This window comes from Thiothrix nivea DSM 5205, from assembly GCF_000260135.1.
Lineage (GTDB): Bacteria > Pseudomonadota > Gammaproteobacteria > Thiotrichales > Thiotrichaceae > Thiothrix > Thiothrix nivea.
On record NZ_JH651384.1, the window covers coordinates 1,366,504 to 1,386,212 of the forward strand.

Below are 19,709 nucleotides of genomic sequence, written 5' to 3' on the forward strand. Positions count from 1 at the left end.
GTCTTACTCCCGTTCTATCCGCAATACGGCAGTCAGTAAAGTCAGCACGAAAGCCGCCAGTAAGGGCCAGCGGAACAGTTCCTGTTGCGGACGCCAATGTTCCGCTTCTTTTTCGACGGGTTCCAACCGATCCAGTTCGGCATAAATATTATGGAACTCCTCGGTGTCACGGGCGCGAAAATACAGTCCACCGGTTTTTTCGGCAATGGCCTTGAGGGTGCGCTCATCCAGATCAGCGGCAGGGTTCATTAACTGAAAACCGAAAATGCTGCGCATCTGGTCACTTTCCGAACCAATACCCACCGTATAAATTTTCAGGCCAGCAGCTGCCGCCATGTCCGCCGCTTCCAGTGGGCTGACGCTACCAGCGGTATTGGCTCCGTCAGTCATCAGGATCAAGACGCGGTTTTTCTCCGGGCTGCCTTGCAGACGTTTAAGGGCAAGGCCGATGGCGTCACCAATCGCAGTGCGCTCCCCCGCCAGCCCGATCGCGGATTCGTTCAACAATTGCAGCACAGTCTGGCGATCAAAGGTCAGTGGAGCCTGCAAGTAAGCCTGATCGCCGAACAGCACCAAACCGATCCGGTCGCCGGTACGCTTGCGGACGAATTCCCCTGCCACCGCCTTGGTCGCCGTCAGCCGGTCAACCACCTGGCCGTTCAGGATGAAATCCTGCTCCTGCATACTGCCTGAAAGGTCAACCGCCAGCATCAGGTCACGCCCGGAAACCGGCATCGCCACAGTATCGCCAATCCACACCGGGCGCGCCGCCGCCACGACCAGCATTAGCCAAGCCAACGTTCCCAACAGCAACGCCAACAAACCATACCAGGAACGCCCCAACAGCTTGCCACCCTGCTGGAAATCGTCCAGAAACGGCACTTTCAACGCTACGCCAGCACTTGCCTGTTTTACCGGCTGCAGCAACCAACGTACCAGAAATGGCGCAGGCAACAGCAGGAACATCCACCACCAGAGGAACTCATACATGTTCCTTCCCCCGCTGCATCCTGATCCAATAGCGTACAGCCAGCACCAGAGTGGATGTTTCCGCCTGGGTTTCCCGGCGGTAAGGCATTTCCGTCAGCAAGTGTTCCAATTTGCCGCTGAACAGTTTTTCCCCCACTTTATCATCGAGAAATTTGACCCAGGCACTGCCGGTCAGGCCGGATACCTGCCGCCGCCCGTAACGGCTGATGGCAACCCGGCGCAGCAACACAGAGAGTTCGCGCAGCAATTCCTTCGTATTCGCGCCATGTTTGGCCTGCAAGCGTTCCAGCTCAAGCAAAGCCAGATCCAGTGACTTTTCGCCACGCTGCTGCCGCCACCGCTTCCAGAACAGGAAGGCAATCACGGCCAGCATCAGCAAGGCCAATCCCCACCAGCCCGGCGCAGGTGGCCACCAGCTAACTGGGTCAGGCAAATGGATGTCGTGCAGTGGCAAGTCTTCCGGATTCATCGCAGCCCCCGCGACAGTTTCAGCAGGCGTTCGTTGTCATTATCGGCAGTTGAAATCTGCACCAGCGGAATGCGGTGGCCACGACTGAAGTCGAGCAGGGTTTTGGCAGCCTGCGTAGCACGCTGGGTATATCGATCGCGCCAGAGCCTTTGCCCCAAGCTGAGCAGCAGGTTACGCTTGCCATCGGTCAGGCGCAGGTTGCCCTGTTGCGGCAGCGTTTCCTCAAACGGGTCGTGGATCGAAAGCAAAGTCACTTGCGAGTGGCGCGCAATCATCGCCAACTGGCGCAATGCATTGGGCGTAGCCTGCCGGAAATCGCTCAGCACAAACACCTGGCTGCCTGGCTGCGCAACCCGGCGCAAGCGCGTCCAGCTGGTTTGCAGGTCTTCGCCCCTGTAAACCACGCCATTTTTCCCCAACGGCTGGATGCGGGTCATATCGCTCAACTGGCGCAGGAAGTGCAAGGCAGCAGAACGGCTGCGGGAAGGCTTGAATTCCACATGTTCGCCGTTTTGCAGGATGCCGCCAATGCGGTCGCCATCCTTGAGGGTTTTCCACAGCAACAGGGCGGCAGTTTCGGCGGCCAGCACCGACTTGAAACGGCCACGGGTGGCGAAAAACATGGAGGGGCGCAAATCCAGCCACAACAGCACCGGCTTTTCGCGTTCTTCCTCGAATACCTTGGTGTGGACGCGCCCGCTGCGCGCCGTCACCCGCCAGTCGATGGTGCGGATGTCGTCGCCGGGCTGATACATGCGCGATTCGGCGAAATCCATCCCACGCCCTTTGTAAACCGAACGGTGCAGACCGGCATGACGGGCGCGGATGTGCTTTTTCGCCAGATACAAAGTGCTGACTTGCGCCTGCAAGCGCAGCAGGGATTGCAGGGAGCTGAAGATGATGCCTTCGCCCCCCCTGCCCCCTTCAACCTTGCTTTGGGTATGGCGTCCGGCAAACGGTACGGCCATCAGGGTACTGCCACCAGTGCCAGCAATTCGTCGATAATGTGGTTGGAGGTCATACCGTCAGCTTCCGCCTCGAAGGTCAGCAGCAGGCGATGGCGTAACACATCGTGGGCGATGGCTTGCACGTCTTCTGGGCTGACGAAATCACGCCCGGCCAGCCAGGCATAAGCGCGGGAACAGCGGTCGAGCGCCAGTGTGGCGCGCGGGCTGCCACCGTAGGCGATGCTGCCAACCAGTGACTTGCCGTAGCGTTCCGGGTTGCGGGTGGCCATTACCAGTTGCAGCAGATAGGTTTCCACTTTTTCTGCCATGTAGATGTTGAGCACATCCTGGCGCGCGAGACGGATATCTTCGCGGCTGACCAACGGGGCAATCGTCTCCTGCTCGTGCCGTACCTGTTGCATGGCCTCCTTGCGCCCCAGGTGCAGAATGACTTTTTCTTCCGCTGGGGTTGGGTAATCAACAACCACATGCATCAGGAAACGGTCGAGTTGCGCCTCCGGCAGGTGGTAAGTGCCTTCCTGTTCGATCGGGTTCTGGGTTGCCATGACCAGGAAAGGTTCGGGCAACTTCCAGGTCGTGCCAGCCACCGTGATCTGGCGCTCGGCCATCGCTTCCAGTAGGGCGGACTGCACCTTGGCGGGCGCACGGTTGATTTCATCAGCCAAGATCAGGTTGTGGAACAGCGGGCCTTTCTGAAAATGGAATGAACCATCGTTGGGGTGGAACACTTCCGTCCCAGTAATATCGGCTGGCAGCAAATCCGGCGTGAACTGCACGCGATGGAAATCCCCCTCAATGCCCTGCCCCAGCATCTGGATAGCACGGGTCTTCGCCAGCCCTGGCGCACCCTCCACCAGCAAATGCCCATCAGCCAGCAAGGCAATCATCAGACGGTTGATCAACGATTTTTGCCCGATGATTTTGCTCTGCAAATACTGGGACAACTTGTCAAAACTTTGTTTTTGGTTCATGTTCGCGGGTAATTTTACGTGAGTGTGGGGCGAAATATACGCGCCCTGTTCCGGTCGTTTCAAGTTAATCATCGTTAATCCATTAGCCCATTTAGAGCCTTATCCATGAACATGCAGACACAGATTGAGCAGAAAATCCAGCAGGCCATGCAACCTGATTTCCTCGAAGTCATCAACGAAAGCCACATGCACAACGTACCGCCCGGCTCCGAGTCGCATTTCAAGGTGACGGTTGTCAGCGGGCAGTTCAACGGGAAAATGCTGATTGCGCGGCATCGGCAGATCAATGGCATCCTGGCGGAAGAGCTGAACGGGAAGATTCATGCGCTGGCGCTGCATACCATGACGCCGGAGGAGTATTTCGAGAAAGCAGGCAAGGTGGCGGATTCGCCGTTGTGCATGGGTGGCGGGAAAGGTTAACGTGCTATTCTTGCCGAAGATAAATCCCCCTTCCCCCTTTTGCAAAGGGGGGAGCAAAAGTTGAGGCAAGCGAGATGGCTTACAGTGATTTTTCCTTAAAGAAAGTGAAAGACAGCTTTGGCTTACAGTTGGTTGAGGGTGATTCACTTTTTGCGGCAGTGCCGCCGGTCGCTGTCAGCCAGTTATTGCAGGCGACGCTGGCGCGCAACCTGCCGCTGGCGCAGGCCATCAATACCGAGAAAGCCCGTTCTGAGTTGTTAATCATTAACTTGCTGTTGGAAGTTAAAGAGCAATTGCAAGGCAGGATCAGCCTATTTTCCGGCATTGATTTCACCGTGGACAAAGAACGCGGGCTGGCTGGGTATTGCGACTACATCATTGGCGGCTCACCGGAACAATTTTATCTGGATAGCCCCGTTGTTGTCGTAGTGGAAGCCAAGAACGAAAACATTGTTTCCGGGCTGGGGCAATGTGTTGCGGAAATGTACGCCGCGCAGCTTTTCAACCAACAGGAAGGCAAGCCGCACCCCTATATTTATGGCGCGGTCACAACTGGTGATGAATGGAAATTCCTCAGACTGTCCGGCAATGCCGTTTCCGTAGACAAAGACAGCTACTTCATCAGTGAGGCAGGCAGGATTATTGGGATTCTAGTGATGATGGCGGGTGGTTAGTCCTTCCTGAGGGGCTAACCGTTAATTGTTAACCACGAACCCTGGGTGGGTGGTAATTGTAGTACCTCCCACGTTTGGCTTTTACTGTTTTGTTTGGATTCCTCCGTTCAGTAGCCTTGACAACATCCAGCACAACCCATGCACCATTACATAGCCTCCTCCCTACATGACAGCAATCACTATCAATGGTGGTATTGATAGCAACAAAATTAGTCGAGTTTGAGCCAATATTGGAACGTGGCAGGTACACTACTGGTGGTATAAAACATACACACCCCTAAAGTAATAAAGAAATTACAAATTTCATCATGATAAAATAAATAGCACGTGTGATTACCCTAGGAAGGTGTGTGGCTTTGGAAAACGGACAACAAAATGGGACTAATTACTGGAAAATAGGACTACGCATCATACAGACATTTGTAGGTGTGGTTGTCAGTTTCTATGCCTCACTACTCACGATATTTTTTGCTTTCGAAAAAGTAAACCAAGTATTTGATCTTCCTGAGAAAATTAATAAAATAAGTAATGAGATTCATGAAAAAAGCACAACATTTGAGAACAAAGTAGACGCAACAAACAAAGACATCATACAAAGATTAGAAACCGTGGATAAAAACATAAAAGCAATGGACGCCGAAGCGCAAAGTTCCCACACAAACTCATTTCTTGCCAACGGTTTTAAAGATATTAAAATCAGAAAGAGTGACAAAAGAGATAAAGATCAAACAACCATTTATTATGACGCAAGTAGTGGTAATTTTTCAGAACTGATTGAAGACGGGGCAAAACATAAATACTTCATTATCCTCAAGAATGAGAACGGTGATTCCCAGCCTTACCTGCTTTCCAAGTTTAGAGGCATAAGCAATAAGAATAAATCTATAAACCAATCAGGTACAGACATAACATTTGAAGTGTCTGAATCAATTTTTAATGCTTTAGGTGGGACTGACGGCTCAATCTTCCTGCAAGTGCAAGCAAAAACAATACTTCGGGAGAAAATCTCACCTTAGAAACCTGAACTGCCTGCGTAACCCCAAGAAACTTTTAAAATCAATTGGCTACATCAAAGAAGCAGGGTTCCCGTTTTCCATGAAATCCAACAGTTCGTCAATTAAATATTGATGGCTGGCGATGGCTGACCTATACTACTTCACACATTAAGTAATAATGGATAATCCATTATGGACAGTTTATACCTTGCATTACCCATAATAGTAGGGGTGGCAATTGTTTTCGCTATCGAAGTTGTCTTGAAGAAAATGGGCAAGAATGGAAAAAGACGGATAAAACATGACGCTAAGCATGTTTATGAACACCACTAAAGATTTAGGTGAATCCTCCGTCTGTTCATTGCGTATAGTTAACCCTCCTATTTTTTCATCACAACTTGTACAGGTGAATGAGTTTTTGCGTAGATTGTATAGAAATTTATATACATAACGTGCACAACTTCCTCTGCCAGCAAACTGACTCCACCCTGCGCTGATACCCATCGAACCGGGAAAGCCCGGAGATACCGGGCTTCTGTGAAACATGTTTCAAAATGTATTCGTGCTGGCTTTAGCCTATCCCCAACACAAACAGCACCACATCACACTTGGTAATGATCCAGTTTACCAGTGCCGTTTCCGTGAAGAAGATGCCCAGTGCAGCATCCATAGATGAATTTTTGACCGTCAAGCAAGCACGACATGCTTCTGGAAAGGAAATCGCTTTCCTGCTCTTTAAGTCAGGTAGAATTACTTGTTGCATCAATTTCTGCATAAAATGATGCCCACATAATACAGACAGATACACCACCATGCGCACAACCCTCAACCTCGATGATGAACTATTATACCACGCCATCGAACTGACCGGCATCGCCGGGAAAACCACGTTACTGCGCGAGAGCCTGAAAGCTCTGATTGAACGCGAAAGTGCGCAGCGGCTGGCCTTGCTGGGCGGTTCCGAACCACAACTGGAAGCAATACCCCGCCGCAGAGCCACGGAAGAAGCCCTGTGATTCTGGTCGATACTTCGGTCTGGATTGATCACTTGCGGCAAAAAGAGGAATGACTGGCCTTGCTGTTGCAACAAACACAAGTTTGTATGCATCCCGTGGTGTGGGGTGAATTGGTCTGTGGTTGCCTGAAAAACCGGCCAACCCTGCTACGCTTGTGGCAAAACCTGCCGGGTATCATCCAAGCTAGTCATGCCGAGGCCATGTATTGTCTGGAACAGCGCCAGTTGATGGGCAAAGGTATTGGATATGTGGATTTGCACTTGCTGACCGCTGTACTGCTGTCACCAGGAACCCAGCTTTGGGCGTCTACGGGGTATTGCAACTGAATCAGGAATTGGCTGGCAGGAGTCGCATTAAAAAAAGCGAGGCTGCTGGCTCAGGGCAACCCCGCTGAGGGATGCCGCCCGGAGGAGTCGTGGGCGACATTGAGAGCAACTTAAAATACTTACATTGCTATTTGAGCGCCGAAAGCGGGTTTTGGTTCACGCGCGGGGAACATTCTTGCAATCATGCTGGCAGTTTCCCCCATCTTGAAGGTCTTGCGCGGCAATTCATGCCCTTCCAGCAGGCTGTCCAGCGTAATGTTTTCCATGAAGCGGTAAAACTGACCGCTCAGGTCATCCCACATCTGCTGCACCAGATGCTGGTCCACTGAATCAGCAGGTTTGCGCCGTTGTTCAACTTCCGGTTCGTCTTCCGCCGCCAGCACGATGTCGGCCAGCGTGATGTCTTCGGCATGGCGGCTCAGGCGGTAACCGCCGCCCGGACCACGGATGCCTTCCACCAGACCTTCGTTGCGCAACCTGGCGAATACCTGTTCCAGATAGGACAGCGAAATTCCCTGCTTTTCAGCCAGATCGCTCAGGCGCACCGCACCGTCATCTTCGTGAACCGCCAACGCCAGCATTCCCATGATGGCATGTTGACCTTGTGTGGATAGTTTCATGTCTGTCTCCTGAAAATTCATTTCATGAATCCTTGACAAGAACTATACGGCGACACGATGATAAGAAAAAGTCGAATTTGATACATAAATACATCGAAAAAACCGAAGAATTGGGTGGCCGGATATGCTCAACTACAAACACCTGTACTATTTCCGCGAAGTGGCGACAGTCGGCAGCATTGCACGCGCCAGTGAAAGCCTGCACCTGATGCCGCAAACCATCAGCGGACAACTGACGATGCTGGAAGAATCCCTGGAAACCAAACTGTTCCAGCGCAATGGCCGCCATCTGGAATTAACCGAAGCTGGTCAGGTAGCCTTGAAATACGCCGATGAAATCTTCCAGATCGGGGAATTGCTGGAAGAAGCGATCAAGCACTACCCCAAAGATGGTGCTCAAGTGTTCCGGGTAGGCGTGTCGGATGTCGTACCCAAATCCATCGCCTACCGGCTGCTGGAACCGGCAATGAACCTGTCAAAACCCATCCACATCGTCTGTACCGAAGGCAAGCTGCCCGACTTGCTGGCGGAACTGGCCGTGCACCGCATGGAACTGGTCATTGCCGACAGCCCGATGCCACCGACCATGAACGTGCGTGGTTTCAACCACGAATTGGGTTCCAGCAGCATCAGTTTCTTCGCGGGAAAAGCCGTGCGGGAGCAATTGCAAGGTGATTTCCCCTACTGTCTGGATGGTGCTCCGCTACTGATCCCCAGCGAGGGAACGGCGGTACGCAGCAAGTTGCGGGAGTGGTTCCATCAGCAACAGGTTCACCCACGGATCGTCGGCGAATTCGATGACAGCGCGTTGATGAAAGCCTTCGGCCAGGCTGGTACGGGCGTATTTGTCGCACCTACTGCGCTGGAAGCCACCATGATGCAGGAAGCCCCGGTGGAATTGCTGGGGCGGGCTGAGGATATTAATGAGCAGTTTTTTGCGATTTCGGTAGAACGGCGCATTACCCACCCTGCGGTGATGGCAATTACCAAACACGCACAGGACTGGTTACGCAAGGGCAGGGTTCGCAAGGCCAATAGCAATTAGCTCTTACGCAACATATCCAGATTGCGCCGGGCGTCGGCGTTACCACTGCGGGCGGCCTCCGTGAACAGTTGTTCGGCACGCTTGGGGTTTTTATTCACGCCCTTGCCGAGGACAAACAAAACACCAAGGTTGTTCTGCGCTTCCCCAAACCCGGCACGGGCGGCTTTGTCATACCAATAGGCTGCCTGTTTGTGATCCTGTTTTACGCCACGGCCATCCTCATACAACAGGCCAAGGTTGTACTGGGCTTTCGGGTAGCCCTGACGTGCGGCCTGCTCATACCAGTAGGCAGCTTCGCGCAAATCAGAGGGCAGACCACCCACGCCGTCTTCGTACATGGTTCCCAGCATCAGTTGCGCCTGCTTGTCGCCTGCTTCGGCTGACTGCTTCACAACGGCTGGCTCAATACCCGTCAAATCCATGCTGGCGGATGCGCCGGAACCGTTATCCGCAGGCGTTTGCAGGGAGGCGTTCATGAGCGCAGGTTCCGGGCGGCTGGCCGGGTCAGCCAGCGGTGCTGTTTTGGGCATCAGCATCGGTGGTGCAGATGGCTCGGCTAGCGCAGCAGCAGACGGGGATTCCTCCAGTTGTAGGGCGGCAAGCTTTTGCGTGGTGCCTGCGGCAGGCGGAGACGGCGCAACCGGCACTGCTGGCTGGGCCGCCAACCTGACTGGTTCAGCATCGTTACGCAATTGGGTGGAAGCAGCAACCGCCAGGGCGGATGAACCATTGTTCAGCGATACCAAGGCGAGTTTGGCGGCGACATGCCCTTGCTGCGCCGCTTTCTGGAACCAGTTGCGTGCAAGGTTGTTATCTGCCGGGACATATTGGCCATTGGCGTAGAGAACACCCAAACCATATTGGGCTTCGGCATTCCCACCAACGGCAGCACGTTGCTGCCAATCCAGGGACTTTTTGATGTCAGCGTTGGGATTGTCACTACCACGCAATTGCATAGCCAAGCGGTATTGGGCACTGGCATCACCTGCCTGCGCGGCACTTTGCAGGGCTGACAGTGAGTCCTGCGGGTTGCCGGTGGAAGGGCGGCGGTTGCGGTACCAGCTTTCCACGCTGGAACCAGACTCTACCGTTGCGGGTGCGGCGGCAACTGCAGGCGCTGCCTCTACGGGAGCTGCCGTTTCAGCACCCGCCGACGGCAAGTTGGCCCACGGCGGCGCGGCTTCACTCATGTTGACTGGCGTTGGTGGGGCAATGTCCCGATTGGCAGCAGAGGCTGATGTAGGCAGCATGGAGCAGGCAATGCCCAACAGCAGTATTTGGGAGGTTAACAGGGAAAAACCCCAATGTGTTGTTCCTATGGTTTTCATGGCGGCCCTGGTCTACGATCAAGCTGTACGGTTTAGAATGATGGACATGGTTTATCAGCATGTATGCATAAAGCCAGTTATACGGACAAACAGCCTAACCGTGGATGAACACCACCCGGTTTCCCGACGGGCTGCAAAAACTTTCCCACCCCACGCAAACTCGCCTAGACTAGGCACATGAATGATGAACTCTTGCTCCGGTATAGCCGCCAGATCCTGCTGCCTGATATTGATGTCGGCGGGCAGGAACGCTTGCAAGCAGCCCGCGTACTGGTTATCGGTTTGGGTGGGTTAGGCGCGCCGGTCACACTCTACCTGGCGGCGGCGGGTGTTGGCCAGTTGACACTGGTGGATTTTGACACGGTGGATTTGAGCAACCTGCAACGGCAAATCATCCACGACACCGCAAGCATCGGCCATGCCAAGGTGGCCTCAGCCGCGCGTGCCGCGCAAGCCCTGAACCCACACATACAAGTCCGCACCATCCAGCAAAAACTGGATTTTGGGCAACTGCTGGCACAGGTGGCCGCGCACGATGCAGTAGTTGACTGCAGCGACAATTTCCCGACCCGTTTTGACCTCAACCTTGCCTGTCAACGTTCAGGCAAACCATTGGTTTTGGGGGCTGTCATCCGCATGGAAGGCCAGGTGACCACGTTTGATTTCCGCCAGCCGGGCACTGCCTGCTACCACTGCCTGTACGGGGAGGAAGGCGAAACGGAGGATACCTGTTCCACCACCGGCATCCTTGCACCGGTGGCGGGCATTATCGGCAGCATCCAAGCAACGGAAACGCTCAAGGCATTGCTGGGTTTGCCTACCCTGCATGGCCGTTTGCTGTTGCTGGACGCCAAACGGATGGCCTGGCGGGAAATGCGTTTGCGGCGTGACAATGCCTGCCCGGTCTGCAATAGCGGGGCTAGGCCGTTGCCCCCCAGCCCTGATTGACATCGCGCACCGTCGGGTACAAGCGCTCAACTTCATCCTCGATCCGGCGCAGCACCAGCTCAAACATTTCACGGGTTTCCTTGACGAACTGGGCATGATCCTTGATGCGCAATTCCTTGTTCTTGCACCAACGCTTCAGGTATTGGCTGAAGACACGTTTGATTTCGCCAGAACCGGACAGGAACATCCGTGCAGTGTTGCACACCTTGTTATCCTTGTGGCTCAACAACGCCTGGTACAACTCCCGCTCCTCAACATCCAGATGCATGCGTACCCTGTCCACATAGTCAAAAAACAACTCACATGTCACGCTGGTGTCGCATACCGCCCGGTCATCAATCAGATAACTCAGTACATTGGAAAGCTCGGTAATTTTGTCATTCTGGGCATTCAACTCATTAAACGAAATCATTATTGTCCTCCTGTGGTGCGCAAACTGGATTTTACCTGGTGCAGGATACCCACTCTGCTACAAACCGGCTTGATATTTATCAAGCGATATCAGTGCCTGCGCTTTCATGCCGGAAAGCTTGACCATTATCGGAAAAAACGTGGCAGATTGCCCGCAGTGAGCTACCCTCCATTGATGCAGGCTGGAATCACATTCGTCCTGTCAGATATACGGGTTTAATCAATCAATAATTGGAGGTATGCATGAGCTTTGTAAGCGAATTCAAAGAGTTTGCCATGAAGGGTAATGTGGTGGATCTCGCCGTTGGCGTGATCATTGGGGCTGCATTCGGAAAAATTGTCTCTGCTTTTGTCGAAGGTATCGCCATGCCACTCATCGGCCTGCTGGTTGGTGGGGTTGATTTCACCAAAATGGGCATCCTGCTGAAAGCTGGCGACCCGAATGCGAATCCGCCCGTACCGGATCTGATGCTGGCGTATGGCACATTCATCCAGACCGTTTTTGATTTCGTTATTGTGGCGCTGGCCATTTTCATCGCCATCAAGGCCATGAACAAGCTCAAGCGCAAACAGGAAGCCGCTCCTGAAACACCACCAGCCCCTTCCAATGAAGAAGTGCTGCTGGGAGAAATCCGTGACTTGCTGAAAAAGCAATAAGCCCTGTGCAAAGGGCGTAGCCATCACGCCCTTTGTCCCCGCCTGCACGATCTTGCCGTGACAAACCCAGCCCGGCATTGCACAATGTCTGTCGGACAAAATTCCAGTCTGGTAGACAACTAAACGAAATGCACCTTAAAACGAAACATCTCGACCTGCTTGCCGATAACAACCTGCCCCAAACCGTCCTGTTCAACGTTTTCGACACAACCACCATCCAGCGCGGCATCGAATACTTTGATACTGGAAGGGTCATCAGTTTTCGCGCAGAAAAAATCAGCAACGGCAATGTTTCCATCACCGCCAAAGTGCAAGGCAGCAACCAGAACCCCTACGTCACTACTGTCAACTATAACGATCTATCCCCACGCTGGATCACCGGGGTCTGTACCTGCCCCGTCACCGTAGGCTGCAAGCACGCGGTCGCTGCCCTGTTTGAATACCTTGACCATGCCCGCAAGCAAAAAGCCCGTGAGCCACAGCGTAAGCCCGCACCCAGCTTCCTGGCCGCTACCATGCCCACCGCTGCGGTCAAACCTGTCACCCGATCGCCAATAGATACATGGCTGCAGTCGCTAGGCAGCGCCGACCAAGCGCCCTTATCCATCTATGCTGCTGACGAGCTGAATGAACCCCATGCCAACCTGCTTTACCTGCTGGGTTCCGAGGCTCATCACCCCGACCTGATCACGCTCAGCCTTTACCGGGCCAACGTGCTGAAAAAAGGCGGCTACGGCAAGCCTGGCCACGTGCAACTGGAATCCCTACTGACGCCTTACCGGGCGCGCAATTACCAGTACGAGCCGCAAGACCTGATGATTGCCCAGCTGCTGGCCCTGCCCGGAATGCGCTTCCTGCATCACTGGAACAAGGGCACATTAACCGGCAAAGCGGGCGAACAAGTCCTGCTCGAAGTCCTGAAAACCGGGCGCGCTTTCTGGGCCAATATCGACACCTGGCAGCGTAACAACCAGCCCTTGCACTATGGTGACGTTATCAATTTCCAGTTTCAGTGGCGAGAAAATGCGCAGGGGGAATATGTTACCGCGCTGGAGCCGGATATTCCCATCGACAAGCATTTCTGGCTGAATGGCAAACTCTGGTACATCGACAACCTCAACCTGACCTGCGGATGGTTGGAACACCCCGACCTGACACCCGCACAAGTGGAAAAATTCCTCAACGCGCCGCCCATCCCTCCTGCACAGGTGGATTCCGTCAGTGAGCGTTTGCTGGAAATCTTGCCTGATACTGACATTCCTACCCCCTCCCCCAACGTCCTCCAGCAAATTGAAGAAGTACAGGCCGAATTAGTACCAGAACTTTACCTTCGCACCACCACCCTCCCGGACACCGATACTGCCACCCCGATTGCCAGCCTGCGTTTCAATTACGGTGGCAAACTGCTGCAACCTGAGCAGAACAAGGCCAGCAGCTTGCTGAAAACTGGTGGCAAACGTTACCGCATCCAGCGCGACATGGCTGGCGAACAGGCCGCGCTGGAAGCACTGGAAGAATACGGCTTTGAACCCGCCTCCAACCGTTTCAGCCACCTCAAACGGCTAGAACTGCTGATGCACCCAGACAACCCCGGCCTGACCGCCCTGCGCTGGCACGATTTCCTTGACCACGGCGTGGCAGCGCTGCGGCACGAGGGCTGGGACATCACCCTGGATGACAATTTCGACCTGCAATTCGACGTGGTGGGCGACCTCGACGCCGCCTGGGAAGAAAGCGAAACCGGTAACGACTGGTTTGAAATCAGCCTCGGCTTCGAGATCGAAGGCCAGCGCATCAACCTGCTGCCAATCCTGGTCAACATGCTGCACGACATGGAAAGCCCGCAGGCACTGCGTGAACTGCTGCAACGCCAGCCCTACCTGTTTGTGCCACTAGCGGGCAACCGCTGGGCCAAATTGGAAGCGCAACGCATTGGCGGCATCCTCGACACCCTGGTGGAACTCTACGACCAGCAACCGCTCAATGCTAACGGCAACCTGGAACTGAGCAAATACCAGGGAACCAGCCTCGGCGAACTGCTCAACGCCCCCGGCATGAGATGGAAAGGCGCGGAAGAACTGCTGGCCTTGACACAAAAACTGCGCGACTTCCAGGGCATCCAGCCGGTAGCGCTGCCGGAAGGCTTGAACGCCGACCTGCGCCCCTACCAGCACGAAGGTCTGAACTGGCTGCAATTCCTGCGCGAATACCAATTCAACGGCATCCTCGCCGACGACATGGGGCTGGGCAAAACCCTCCAAACCCTTGCCCATTTATTGCTGGAAAAACAATCCGGGCGTTTGCAGGAACCCGCCCTGGTGGTCGCCCCCACCAGCCTGATGGGCAACTGGCGGCGCGAGGCGGCACGCTTCACCCCTGACTTGCGGGTGCAAATTATCCACGGTACTGACCGGCACAGGCATTTCGACAGCTTCGGTGATTATGACCTGATCCTCACCACCTACCCGCTGATGGTGCGCGATGAAGAGCAATACCTGAAACACATTTTCCATTACCTGATCCTGGATGAAGCGCAAGCGATCAAGAACGCCGCTGCCCGCACCACCCAGATCATTTACGGCTTGAAGGCAAACCATCGCCTATGCCTGACCGGCACCCCACTGGAAAATCACCTCGGCGAACTGTGGTCGATGTTCCATTTCCTGATGCCCGGCTTCCTCGGCCAGCACGACAAGTTCACCCGCCTGTTCCGCACCCCGATTGAAAAGCAGGGCGATGGCGACCGCCAGTGGCAACTGCGCAAACGTGTGCAACCCTTCATGCTGCGCCGCACCAAGGAATTGGTCGCCCATGAACTGCCACCCAAGAGTGACATCATCCGCAGCGCCACCCTGGAAGGCAAACAACGCGACCTGTACGAAACTGTACGACTGGCGATGGACAAAAAGGTACAGGACGAAATCAGCCGCAAAGGGTTCGCCCGCAGCCAGATCATGATCCTCGACGCCCTGCTCAAGCTGCGTCAGGTGTGCTGCGACCCGCGTCTGGTCAAGCTGGAAAAGGCTCAGAAAGTCAAACAATCCGCCAAGCTGGAATTGCTGATGACCCTGCTGCCGGAAATGTTGGAAGAAGGCCGCAAGGTGCTGCTGTTTTCGCAGTTCACCTCTATGCTGGCGCTGATCGAGGAAGAGCTGGAAAAAGCTGGCATCGTTTACAGCAAGCTAACCGGCCAGACCAAGAACCGCGACGAAGCCATTGCTGCTTTTCAGGAAGGCGACGCCAAGGTATTCCTGATCAGCCTGAAAGCAGGCGGCACTGGCCTCAATCTGACCGCTGCCGACACCGTGATCCACTATGACCCCTGGTGGAACCCGGCGGTGGAACAACAAGCTACCGACCGCGCCCACCGAATCGGGCAGGACAAACCCGTATTCGTCTACAAACTCATCACCGAAGACACGGTGGAAGAAAAAATCCTCAAATTACAGGAAAAGAAACAGGCGCTGGCGGACGGCCTGTATTCCGACAGCGAAACACGGGAAGGGGTACATTTCAGTTCCGACGACCTGATGGATTTGCTGAAACCGCTGGAGCAATAGTCTTGCCGCAGCGGGTACAACTGCCAAGCCTGTTTACTTCACAGTAACCTTGACAGTGAACTTGCCACTCCACGGGTCAGCCTTTTTGCATTCAACCAACTGGATTGCGTAATCACCCGCCAGAGTGGGTTCGACGGTTGCACGGCTATGGCAGGAAAGGTCCAGATCGTTGGCATTCTCACCTTTGGGATCAGTGATATAGATAGAGACAGTTCCGGCACTTTTCTTGTCCAGTTGCTCTACTGTCATGGTTTGGCCTTTACCTACTTCAATGACGAAGTTCTTTTCATCATCAAAACCGGATAGTTTGCCACTAACCACAGCGCTGACCGCGCCTTTGGCAAATTTGATGCGCTCTGCCGCTTTCTTGCTGCTTTTAGGCTTGGCGGGCTGCTTATCCCATGCGCAGACTTTGCCTTGCTTGCCAACCCAGCACGCACCATCGCGCTTGAAGTCCTCACCCAACAATTCCTGGGCATGGGATGCCTGCGACTTACCATTCCAGGACACGTTGGCATACCCGTCATCAAGCGTACCCAGATAAACAAAATACTTGTCGCCAAACAGACGGAAAGAGCCATCCTTGTCAGCATCGTACATGCAGGTACCCTTCAGGTAGGTTTTGCCTTTGACTTGCAACAGACAATCGACTTCACGGCCTTCAGCGCCTTTGCGCCAGTCATCGGCGTGGGCAATTGTCACCGCCACCGGAAAAGTTGCCATCAGCAACATGGCGACTGCTACTGATTTCAGCCCATTCCTCATAACAAACTCCCTCTTTTCAGTAAAAAAGATCACCAATGTACACTACAAGCTGTTTTGATGATTATCAATGTCAAACTTAGCTCACTTGGCCTGCATTCCCGCCTCCAGCGGATTACTGCTAAACTTCACCCCTTGATTTGCAGCCCCGGTCAGACATGAGCAAAGAGACGCAACACACCCCGATGATGCAGCAATACCTACGCATCAAGGCCGAATACCCCGACATCCTCTTGTTCTACCGCATGGGGGATTTCTACGAACTGTTCATGGAGGATGCGAAAAAAGCCGCAGCCCTGTTGGACATCACCCTCACCTCGCGCGGTTCCTCCGGCGGCGAACCCATAGCGATGGCAGGCGTACCCTACCATGCGGTAGAACAATACCTCGCCAAACTGCTAAAGCTGGGCGAATCCGTTGCCATTTGCGAACAGGTTGGTGACCCGGCCAAATCCAAAGGCCCGGTCGAACGCAAGATCACCCGCCTGCTCACCCCCGGCACAGTTACAGATGACTACCTGCTGGACGACCGCCGCGACAACCTGCTGATGGCCGTATGCGGGGAAAAAGGGGGGAAAACCTACGGTATCGCCTGCATCGACCTCAGCACAGGCCGCTTCACCGTGCAGGAAGCCGAGTCCGACACCACCCTGCACAATGAAATCGAACGCCTGCAACCGGCGGAAATCCTGCACGACGAAGACTGGCGGCCAGCCTTCTCCCGTAACCACCACTGCACTGCCCGCCCCACCTGGCATTTCGACCGCGAAACAGCCCAACGCCTGTTACTGCGCCAATTCGGCACTCACGATCTCTCCGGCTTCGGCTGCGACCATCTGCCGCTGGCCATCACCGCCGCCGGAGCCTTGCTCAACTACGTGCAGGAAACCCAGCGCACCGCCCTGCCCCACATCAACAGCCTGACGGTGGAGCTGAGCGACGAAGGCATCATCCTCGACGCTGCCAGCCGCCGCAATCTGGAACTGGAAAGCAGCCTCAGCGGCGAACACAAAAACACCCTGATTTCGGTGATCGACAAGACTGCCACCAGCATGGGCAGCCGCCTGTTACGCCGCTGGCTGAACAAGCCGCTGCGCGACCGCAACACCTTGCGCAACCGCCATCAGGCCGTTGGCACGTTACTGGAACAATACCGCTACGAAGACCTGCACAATACCCTGCGCGGTATCGGCGACATCGAACGCATCGCCAGCCGCATCGCGCTCGGTTCCGCCCGCCCGCGTGACCTGTCCACCCTGCGCGATTCACTGCATGTCCTGCCGCACATCCATGCGCAAATCCAGCCGTTGGATAACCCGCGTCTGCAAGCTTTATTGCAGGACATCAACCCGCACGCAGAACTCCGCCACCTGCTGGACAGCGCCATCATTGACAATCCACCGGTCGTGATCCGTGACGGCGGCGTCATTGCCAGCGGTTTCGACGCTGAACTCGACGAACTGCGCAACCTTAGCGAAAACGCTGACCAGTACCTGCTGGATCTGGAAACACGCGAAAAAGCCCGTACCGGCATCGACAAACTCAAAGTCGCCTACAACCGCGTGCATGGCTATTACGTGGAAGTGCCGCAAAGCCAGCTCAGCCGCATTCCCGCCGACTACATCCGCCGCCAGACCCTTAAGGGGGTGGAACGCTTCATCCTGCCGGAACTGAAAAAGTTTGAAGACAAGGTGCTCTCCGCCCGCGAACGTTCACTGGCGCGGGAAAAAGCCATCTACGAAGACCTGTTGCGCACACTGGCCGAACACCTGCTTCCGCTGCGCCAAAGCGCCCAAGCCATTGCCGAACTGGACGTGCTGGGCAATTTCGCCGAACGCGCCAGCACCCTCAATTACAACTGCCCCGCACTGGTGGAAGGCTCAGGCATCCAGATTGAAGGCGGACGCCACCCGGTTGTCGAACGCACCCTCGATGCGCCCTTCGTCCCCAACGACCTGTACATGGACTCACGCCGCCGGATGCTGATGATCACCGGCCCCAACATGGGCGGTAAATCCACTTACATGCGCCAGGTCGCGCTAATCGTGCTGCTGGCGCATATTGGTAGCTACGTGCCTGCGCAAACCGCCCGTATCGGCAACATCGACCGCATTTTCACCCGCATCGGCGCACACGACGACCTCAGCACCGGGCGCTCGACCTTCATGGTGGAAATGACCGAAGCCGCCAACATCCTCAACAACGCCACCGCCCACAGCTTGGTGCTGATGGACGAAATTGGGCGCGGCACCAGCACCTTCGACGGCCTGTCGCTGGCCTGGGCATTCGCGGAATATCTGGCGCGTGAACGCAAGGCTTTCACCCTGTTCGCTACCCACTACTTTGAGCTGACGGTTTTGCCGGAACAGATCAGCACCATCGTCAACGTCCATATCGACGCGATTGAACACGGCGACAAGATCGTGTTTTTACATGCGGTCAAGGAAGGCCCTGCCAACCAGAGTTACGGCTTGCAGGTAGCGCAACTGGCGGGCGTACCCAAACCCGTGATCGCTCAGGCCAGAAAGAAACTGGTATCGCTGGAAAAGCACAGCCAGCAAGCCCCGCAGCAAGGCCAAACCCTGCCGCTAATGTTTGGCACACCACCAGAACCTAAAGATGAAATCGCGGAAAAAGTGAAGGCCGCGCTGGAAGCCATCGACCCCGATGACCTGACCCCACGGCAGGCACTGGATGAGCTATATCAGTTACGGAGATTATTGAAAGGATAGGCGAATCTACCTCCCCCTTCCGGGGGAAGGGGTCGGGGATAGGGGTAACTCCCGCCATCAATTCGTCTTGGTCTTATCCTGTGAATCCAGCATCTTGACCAGCTGGTCAGCCGGACGGAAACCCGGGATCATCAGGCCATCCGCCGTCACCAGCGCTGGCGTGCCATTCACGCCCAGTTTCCGGCCCAGTTCAAAATCAGCCGCCACCGGGTTTTCGCATTCCTTGGCTTCGATGGTTTCACCACTTTTTACCTTGGTCATGGCTTCCTGCTTGTTGTCAGCACACCAGATATTCACCATTTTCTTGTAAGCCGGTGAACCGACTCCCGCACGCGGATACGCCAGATAACGGACTGTTACACCCTTTTCATTGAGGGCCGGGACTTCCTTGTGCAGCTTGACACAGAACGGGCAGTCCACATCGGTAAAGGCGTACAAGACATGCTTTTCCTCGCCCTTGGCCTTGAACTCGATGGTCTTGCCGACGTCAATGTCTTTCATGATGGCCTGACGGTCAGACGATCGGGACTCTTCCGTCAGGCTGGTTTTGGTCTGGGCATCAATCAGGTCACCGGCCAGCACATAGCGCGCATCCGCGCTGACGTAAATGATTTCACCGCCGAATTTAGCCTCGAAAATACCCGGCAACGGCGTTGACTTGAGGGAATCCGGTGCGCCACCAAACAAGGGTTTCATCTTTTCGCCAAGATCGGCTGGTACATCATCAGCCATCGCCCCATTGGCCAGCAGCGCCATGCCAACCACCGCGCCCAGAATCATCTTCTTGTACATCATCTCTTTAGTTCCTGAAATAAAA

The 19,709-nt window shown here is 54.8% G+C and carries 20 protein-coding genes; 10 read left to right on the plus strand and 10 right to left on the minus strand.

The annotated features are described in order from the left end of the window. Positions 1-3 precede the first annotated feature (3 nt). Genes THINI_RS07035 through THINI_RS07050 form a run of 4 tightly spaced genes read right to left on the minus strand, consistent with a single transcriptional unit; the run spans position 4 to position 3,398 of the window. Positions 4-990 carry a vWA domain-containing protein gene (locus THINI_RS07035; RefSeq protein ID WP_002707939.1) on the minus strand — a complete coding sequence of 329 codons (987 nt, stop codon included), beginning with the start codon at positions 988-990 and terminating at the stop codon, positions 4-6. Then, positions 983-1,459, minus strand: a complete 477-nt coding sequence (locus tag THINI_RS07040) for a DUF4381 domain-containing protein (RefSeq protein ID WP_002707940.1) — start codon at positions 1,457-1,459, stop codon at positions 983-985. Before THINI_RS07040 ends, THINI_RS07035 begins: the two co-directional genes overlap by 8 nt. Continuing rightward, positions 1,456-2,427 (minus strand): DUF58 domain-containing protein, encoded by a 972-nt coding sequence (locus THINI_RS07045; protein ID WP_002707941.1) that lies wholly within the window; start codon positions 2,425-2,427, stop codon positions 1,456-1,458. The genes THINI_RS07040 and THINI_RS07045 overlap by 4 nt, the downstream gene beginning before the upstream one ends. After that, the gene (locus THINI_RS07050) at positions 2,427-3,398 is read right to left on the minus strand and encodes an AAA family ATPase (protein WP_040840242.1); all 972 of its coding nucleotides are present in this window, start codon (positions 3,396-3,398) and stop codon (positions 2,427-2,429) included. The genes THINI_RS07045 and THINI_RS07050 overlap by 1 nt, the downstream gene beginning before the upstream one ends. A gap of 105 nt (positions 3,399-3,503) precedes the next feature. On the opposite strand from THINI_RS07050, the gene THINI_RS07055 reads away from it, so the two are divergent. The 3 genes from THINI_RS07055 (at position 3,504) to THINI_RS07065 (ending at position 5,508) form a co-directional block, all read left to right on the plus strand. Beyond that, complete coding sequence (locus THINI_RS07055; RefSeq protein WP_002707943.1) at positions 3,504-3,818, plus strand: BolA family protein; 315 nt, start codon at positions 3,504-3,506, stop codon at positions 3,816-3,818. 74 nt (positions 3,819-3,892) lie between these two features. Then, positions 3,893-4,492, plus strand: coding sequence for a hypothetical protein (locus tag THINI_RS07060; protein ID WP_002707944.1), 600 nt, complete (start codon positions 3,893-3,895; stop codon positions 4,490-4,492). Positions 4,493-4,842: 350 nt separating this feature from the next. Continuing rightward, positions 4,843-5,508 carry a hypothetical protein gene (locus THINI_RS07065; RefSeq protein ID WP_002707945.1) on the plus strand — a complete coding sequence of 222 codons (666 nt, stop codon included), beginning with the start codon at positions 4,843-4,845 and terminating at the stop codon, positions 5,506-5,508. 550 nt (positions 5,509-6,058) lie between these two features. On the opposite strand, the gene THINI_RS25080 is transcribed toward THINI_RS07065, so the two are convergent. Beyond that, positions 6,059-6,301, minus strand: a complete 243-nt coding sequence (locus THINI_RS25080) for a hypothetical protein (protein WP_154724371.1) — start codon at positions 6,299-6,301, stop codon at positions 6,059-6,061. Between THINI_RS25080 and THINI_RS07070 the strand changes: the two genes are divergently transcribed. Then, positions 6,300-6,503, plus strand: coding sequence for a type II toxin-antitoxin system VapB family antitoxin (locus tag THINI_RS07070; protein ID WP_002707947.1), 204 nt, complete (start codon positions 6,300-6,302; stop codon positions 6,501-6,503). The genes THINI_RS25080 and THINI_RS07070 overlap by 2 nt on opposite strands. A 59-nt stretch (positions 6,504-6,562) precedes the next feature. Then, entirely contained in the window at positions 6,563-6,829 is a 267-nt protein-coding gene (locus THINI_RS07075) for a hypothetical protein (RefSeq protein ID WP_002707948.1), read from the plus strand. A 119-nt stretch (positions 6,830-6,948) separates the two neighbouring features. On the opposite strand, the gene THINI_RS07080 is transcribed toward THINI_RS07075, so the two are convergent. Continuing rightward, entirely contained in the window at positions 6,949-7,449 is a 501-nt protein-coding gene (locus tag THINI_RS07080) for an Rrf2 family transcriptional regulator (protein WP_002707949.1), read from the minus strand. Between the two features lie 124 nt (positions 7,450-7,573). On the opposite strand from THINI_RS07080, the gene nhaR reads away from it, so the two are divergent. Then, positions 7,574-8,494, plus strand: coding sequence for a transcriptional activator NhaR (gene nhaR, locus THINI_RS07085; RefSeq protein ID WP_002707950.1), 921 nt, complete (start codon positions 7,574-7,576; stop codon positions 8,492-8,494). On the opposite strand, the gene THINI_RS07090 is transcribed toward nhaR, so the two are convergent. After that, complete coding sequence (locus tag THINI_RS07090) at positions 8,491-9,822, minus strand: SEL1-like repeat protein (protein ID WP_002707951.1); 1,332 nt, start codon at positions 9,820-9,822, stop codon at positions 8,491-8,493. The genes nhaR and THINI_RS07090 overlap by 4 nt on opposite strands. Before the next feature lie 177 nt (positions 9,823-9,999). Here THINI_RS07090 and moeB point away from each other — a divergent pair, with 177 nt between their 5' ends. Continuing rightward, complete coding sequence (gene moeB, locus THINI_RS07100; RefSeq protein WP_002707952.1) at positions 10,000-10,770, plus strand: molybdopterin-synthase adenylyltransferase MoeB; 771 nt, start codon at positions 10,000-10,002, stop codon at positions 10,768-10,770. On the opposite strand, the gene THINI_RS07105 is transcribed toward moeB, so the two are convergent. Further along, a complete protein-coding gene (locus THINI_RS07105; RefSeq protein WP_002707953.1) occupies positions 10,742-11,182 on the minus strand; it encodes a hemerythrin domain-containing protein in 441 nt (146 codons plus the stop codon). The two genes, moeB and THINI_RS07105, sit on opposite strands and share 29 nt — an antisense overlap. Positions 11,183-11,424: 242 nt before the next feature. On the opposite strand from THINI_RS07105, the gene mscL reads away from it, so the two are divergent. Next, on the plus strand, positions 11,425-11,838 hold the full coding sequence (gene mscL / locus THINI_RS07110; RefSeq protein WP_002707954.1) for a large-conductance mechanosensitive channel protein MscL: 414 nt from the start codon (positions 11,425-11,427) through the stop codon (positions 11,836-11,838). A gap of 128 nt (positions 11,839-11,966) precedes the next feature. Continuing rightward, positions 11,967-15,398 carry a DEAD/DEAH box helicase gene (locus THINI_RS07115; protein WP_002707955.1) on the plus strand — a complete coding sequence of 1,144 codons (3,432 nt, stop codon included), beginning with the start codon at positions 11,967-11,969 and terminating at the stop codon, positions 15,396-15,398. Between the two features lie 33 nt (positions 15,399-15,431). Here THINI_RS07115 and THINI_RS07120 read toward each other — a convergent pair whose 3' ends face one another. Then, the gene (locus THINI_RS07120; RefSeq protein ID WP_002707956.1) at positions 15,432-16,163 is read right to left on the minus strand and encodes a hypothetical protein; all 732 of its coding nucleotides are present in this window, start codon (positions 16,161-16,163) and stop codon (positions 15,432-15,434) included. Between the two features lie 155 nt (positions 16,164-16,318). On the opposite strand from THINI_RS07120, the gene mutS reads away from it, so the two are divergent. Then, the gene (gene mutS, locus THINI_RS07125) at positions 16,319-18,892 is read left to right on the plus strand and encodes a DNA mismatch repair protein MutS (RefSeq protein ID WP_002707957.1); all 2,574 of its coding nucleotides are present in this window, start codon (positions 16,319-16,321) and stop codon (positions 18,890-18,892) included. A gap of 57 nt (positions 18,893-18,949) precedes the next feature. Here the strand turns inward: mutS and THINI_RS07130 are convergent, their stop codons facing one another. Further along, positions 18,950-19,687, minus strand: coding sequence for a DsbC family protein (locus THINI_RS07130; RefSeq protein WP_002707958.1), 738 nt, complete (start codon positions 19,685-19,687; stop codon positions 18,950-18,952). Positions 19,688-19,709: the final 22 nt, after the last annotated feature.

What these genes read in the sequence shown, in the direction of transcription:
- THINI_RS07035 (WP_002707939.1), bottom strand. Translation starts at nt 990, where the DNA reads ATGTATGAGTTCCTCTGGTGGTGGATGTTCCTGCTGTTGCCTGCGCCA.
- THINI_RS07040 (WP_002707940.1), bottom strand. Translation starts at nt 1,459, where the DNA reads ATGAATCCGGAAGACTTGCCACTGCACGACATCCATTTGCCTGACCCA.
- nhaR (WP_002707950.1), top strand. Translation starts at nt 7,574, where the DNA reads ATGCTCAACTACAAACACCTGTACTATTTCCGCGAAGTGGCGACAGTC.
- THINI_RS07055 (WP_002707943.1), top strand. Translation starts at nt 3,504, where the DNA reads ATGAACATGCAGACACAGATTGAGCAGAAAATCCAGCAGGCCATGCAA.
- mutS (WP_002707957.1), top strand. Translation starts at nt 16,319, where the DNA reads ATGAGCAAAGAGACGCAACACACCCCGATGATGCAGCAATACCTACGC.
- mscL (WP_002707954.1), top strand. Translation starts at nt 11,425, where the DNA reads ATGAGCTTTGTAAGCGAATTCAAAGAGTTTGCCATGAAGGGTAATGTG.
- moeB (WP_002707952.1), top strand. Translation starts at nt 10,000, where the DNA reads ATGAATGATGAACTCTTGCTCCGGTATAGCCGCCAGATCCTGCTGCCT.
- THINI_RS07090 (WP_002707951.1), bottom strand. Translation starts at nt 9,822, where the DNA reads ATGAAAACCATAGGAACAACACATTGGGGTTTTTCCCTGTTAACCTCC.
- THINI_RS07060 (WP_002707944.1), top strand. Translation starts at nt 3,893, where the DNA reads ATGGCTTACAGTGATTTTTCCTTAAAGAAAGTGAAAGACAGCTTTGGC.
- THINI_RS07115 (WP_002707955.1), top strand. Translation starts at nt 11,967, where the DNA reads ATGCACCTTAAAACGAAACATCTCGACCTGCTTGCCGATAACAACCTG.
- THINI_RS07120 (WP_002707956.1), bottom strand. Translation starts at nt 16,163, where the DNA reads ATGAGGAATGGGCTGAAATCAGTAGCAGTCGCCATGTTGCTGATGGCA.
- THINI_RS25080 (WP_154724371.1), bottom strand. Translation starts at nt 6,301, where the DNA reads ATGGTGGTGTATCTGTCTGTATTATGTGGGCATCATTTTATGCAGAAA.
- THINI_RS07070 (WP_002707947.1), top strand. Translation starts at nt 6,300, where the DNA reads ATGCGCACAACCCTCAACCTCGATGATGAACTATTATACCACGCCATC.
- THINI_RS07050 (WP_040840242.1), bottom strand. Translation starts at nt 3,398, where the DNA reads ATGAACCAAAAACAAAGTTTTGACAAGTTGTCCCAGTATTTGCAGAGC.
- THINI_RS07045 (WP_002707941.1), bottom strand. Translation starts at nt 2,427, where the DNA reads ATGGCCGTACCGTTTGCCGGACGCCATACCCAAAGCAAGGTTGAAGGG.
- THINI_RS07080 (WP_002707949.1), bottom strand. Translation starts at nt 7,449, where the DNA reads ATGAAACTATCCACACAAGGTCAACATGCCATCATGGGAATGCTGGCG.
- THINI_RS07130 (WP_002707958.1), bottom strand. Translation starts at nt 19,687, where the DNA reads ATGATGTACAAGAAGATGATTCTGGGCGCGGTGGTTGGCATGGCGCTG.
- THINI_RS07105 (WP_002707953.1), bottom strand. Translation starts at nt 11,182, where the DNA reads ATGATTTCGTTTAATGAGTTGAATGCCCAGAATGACAAAATTACCGAG.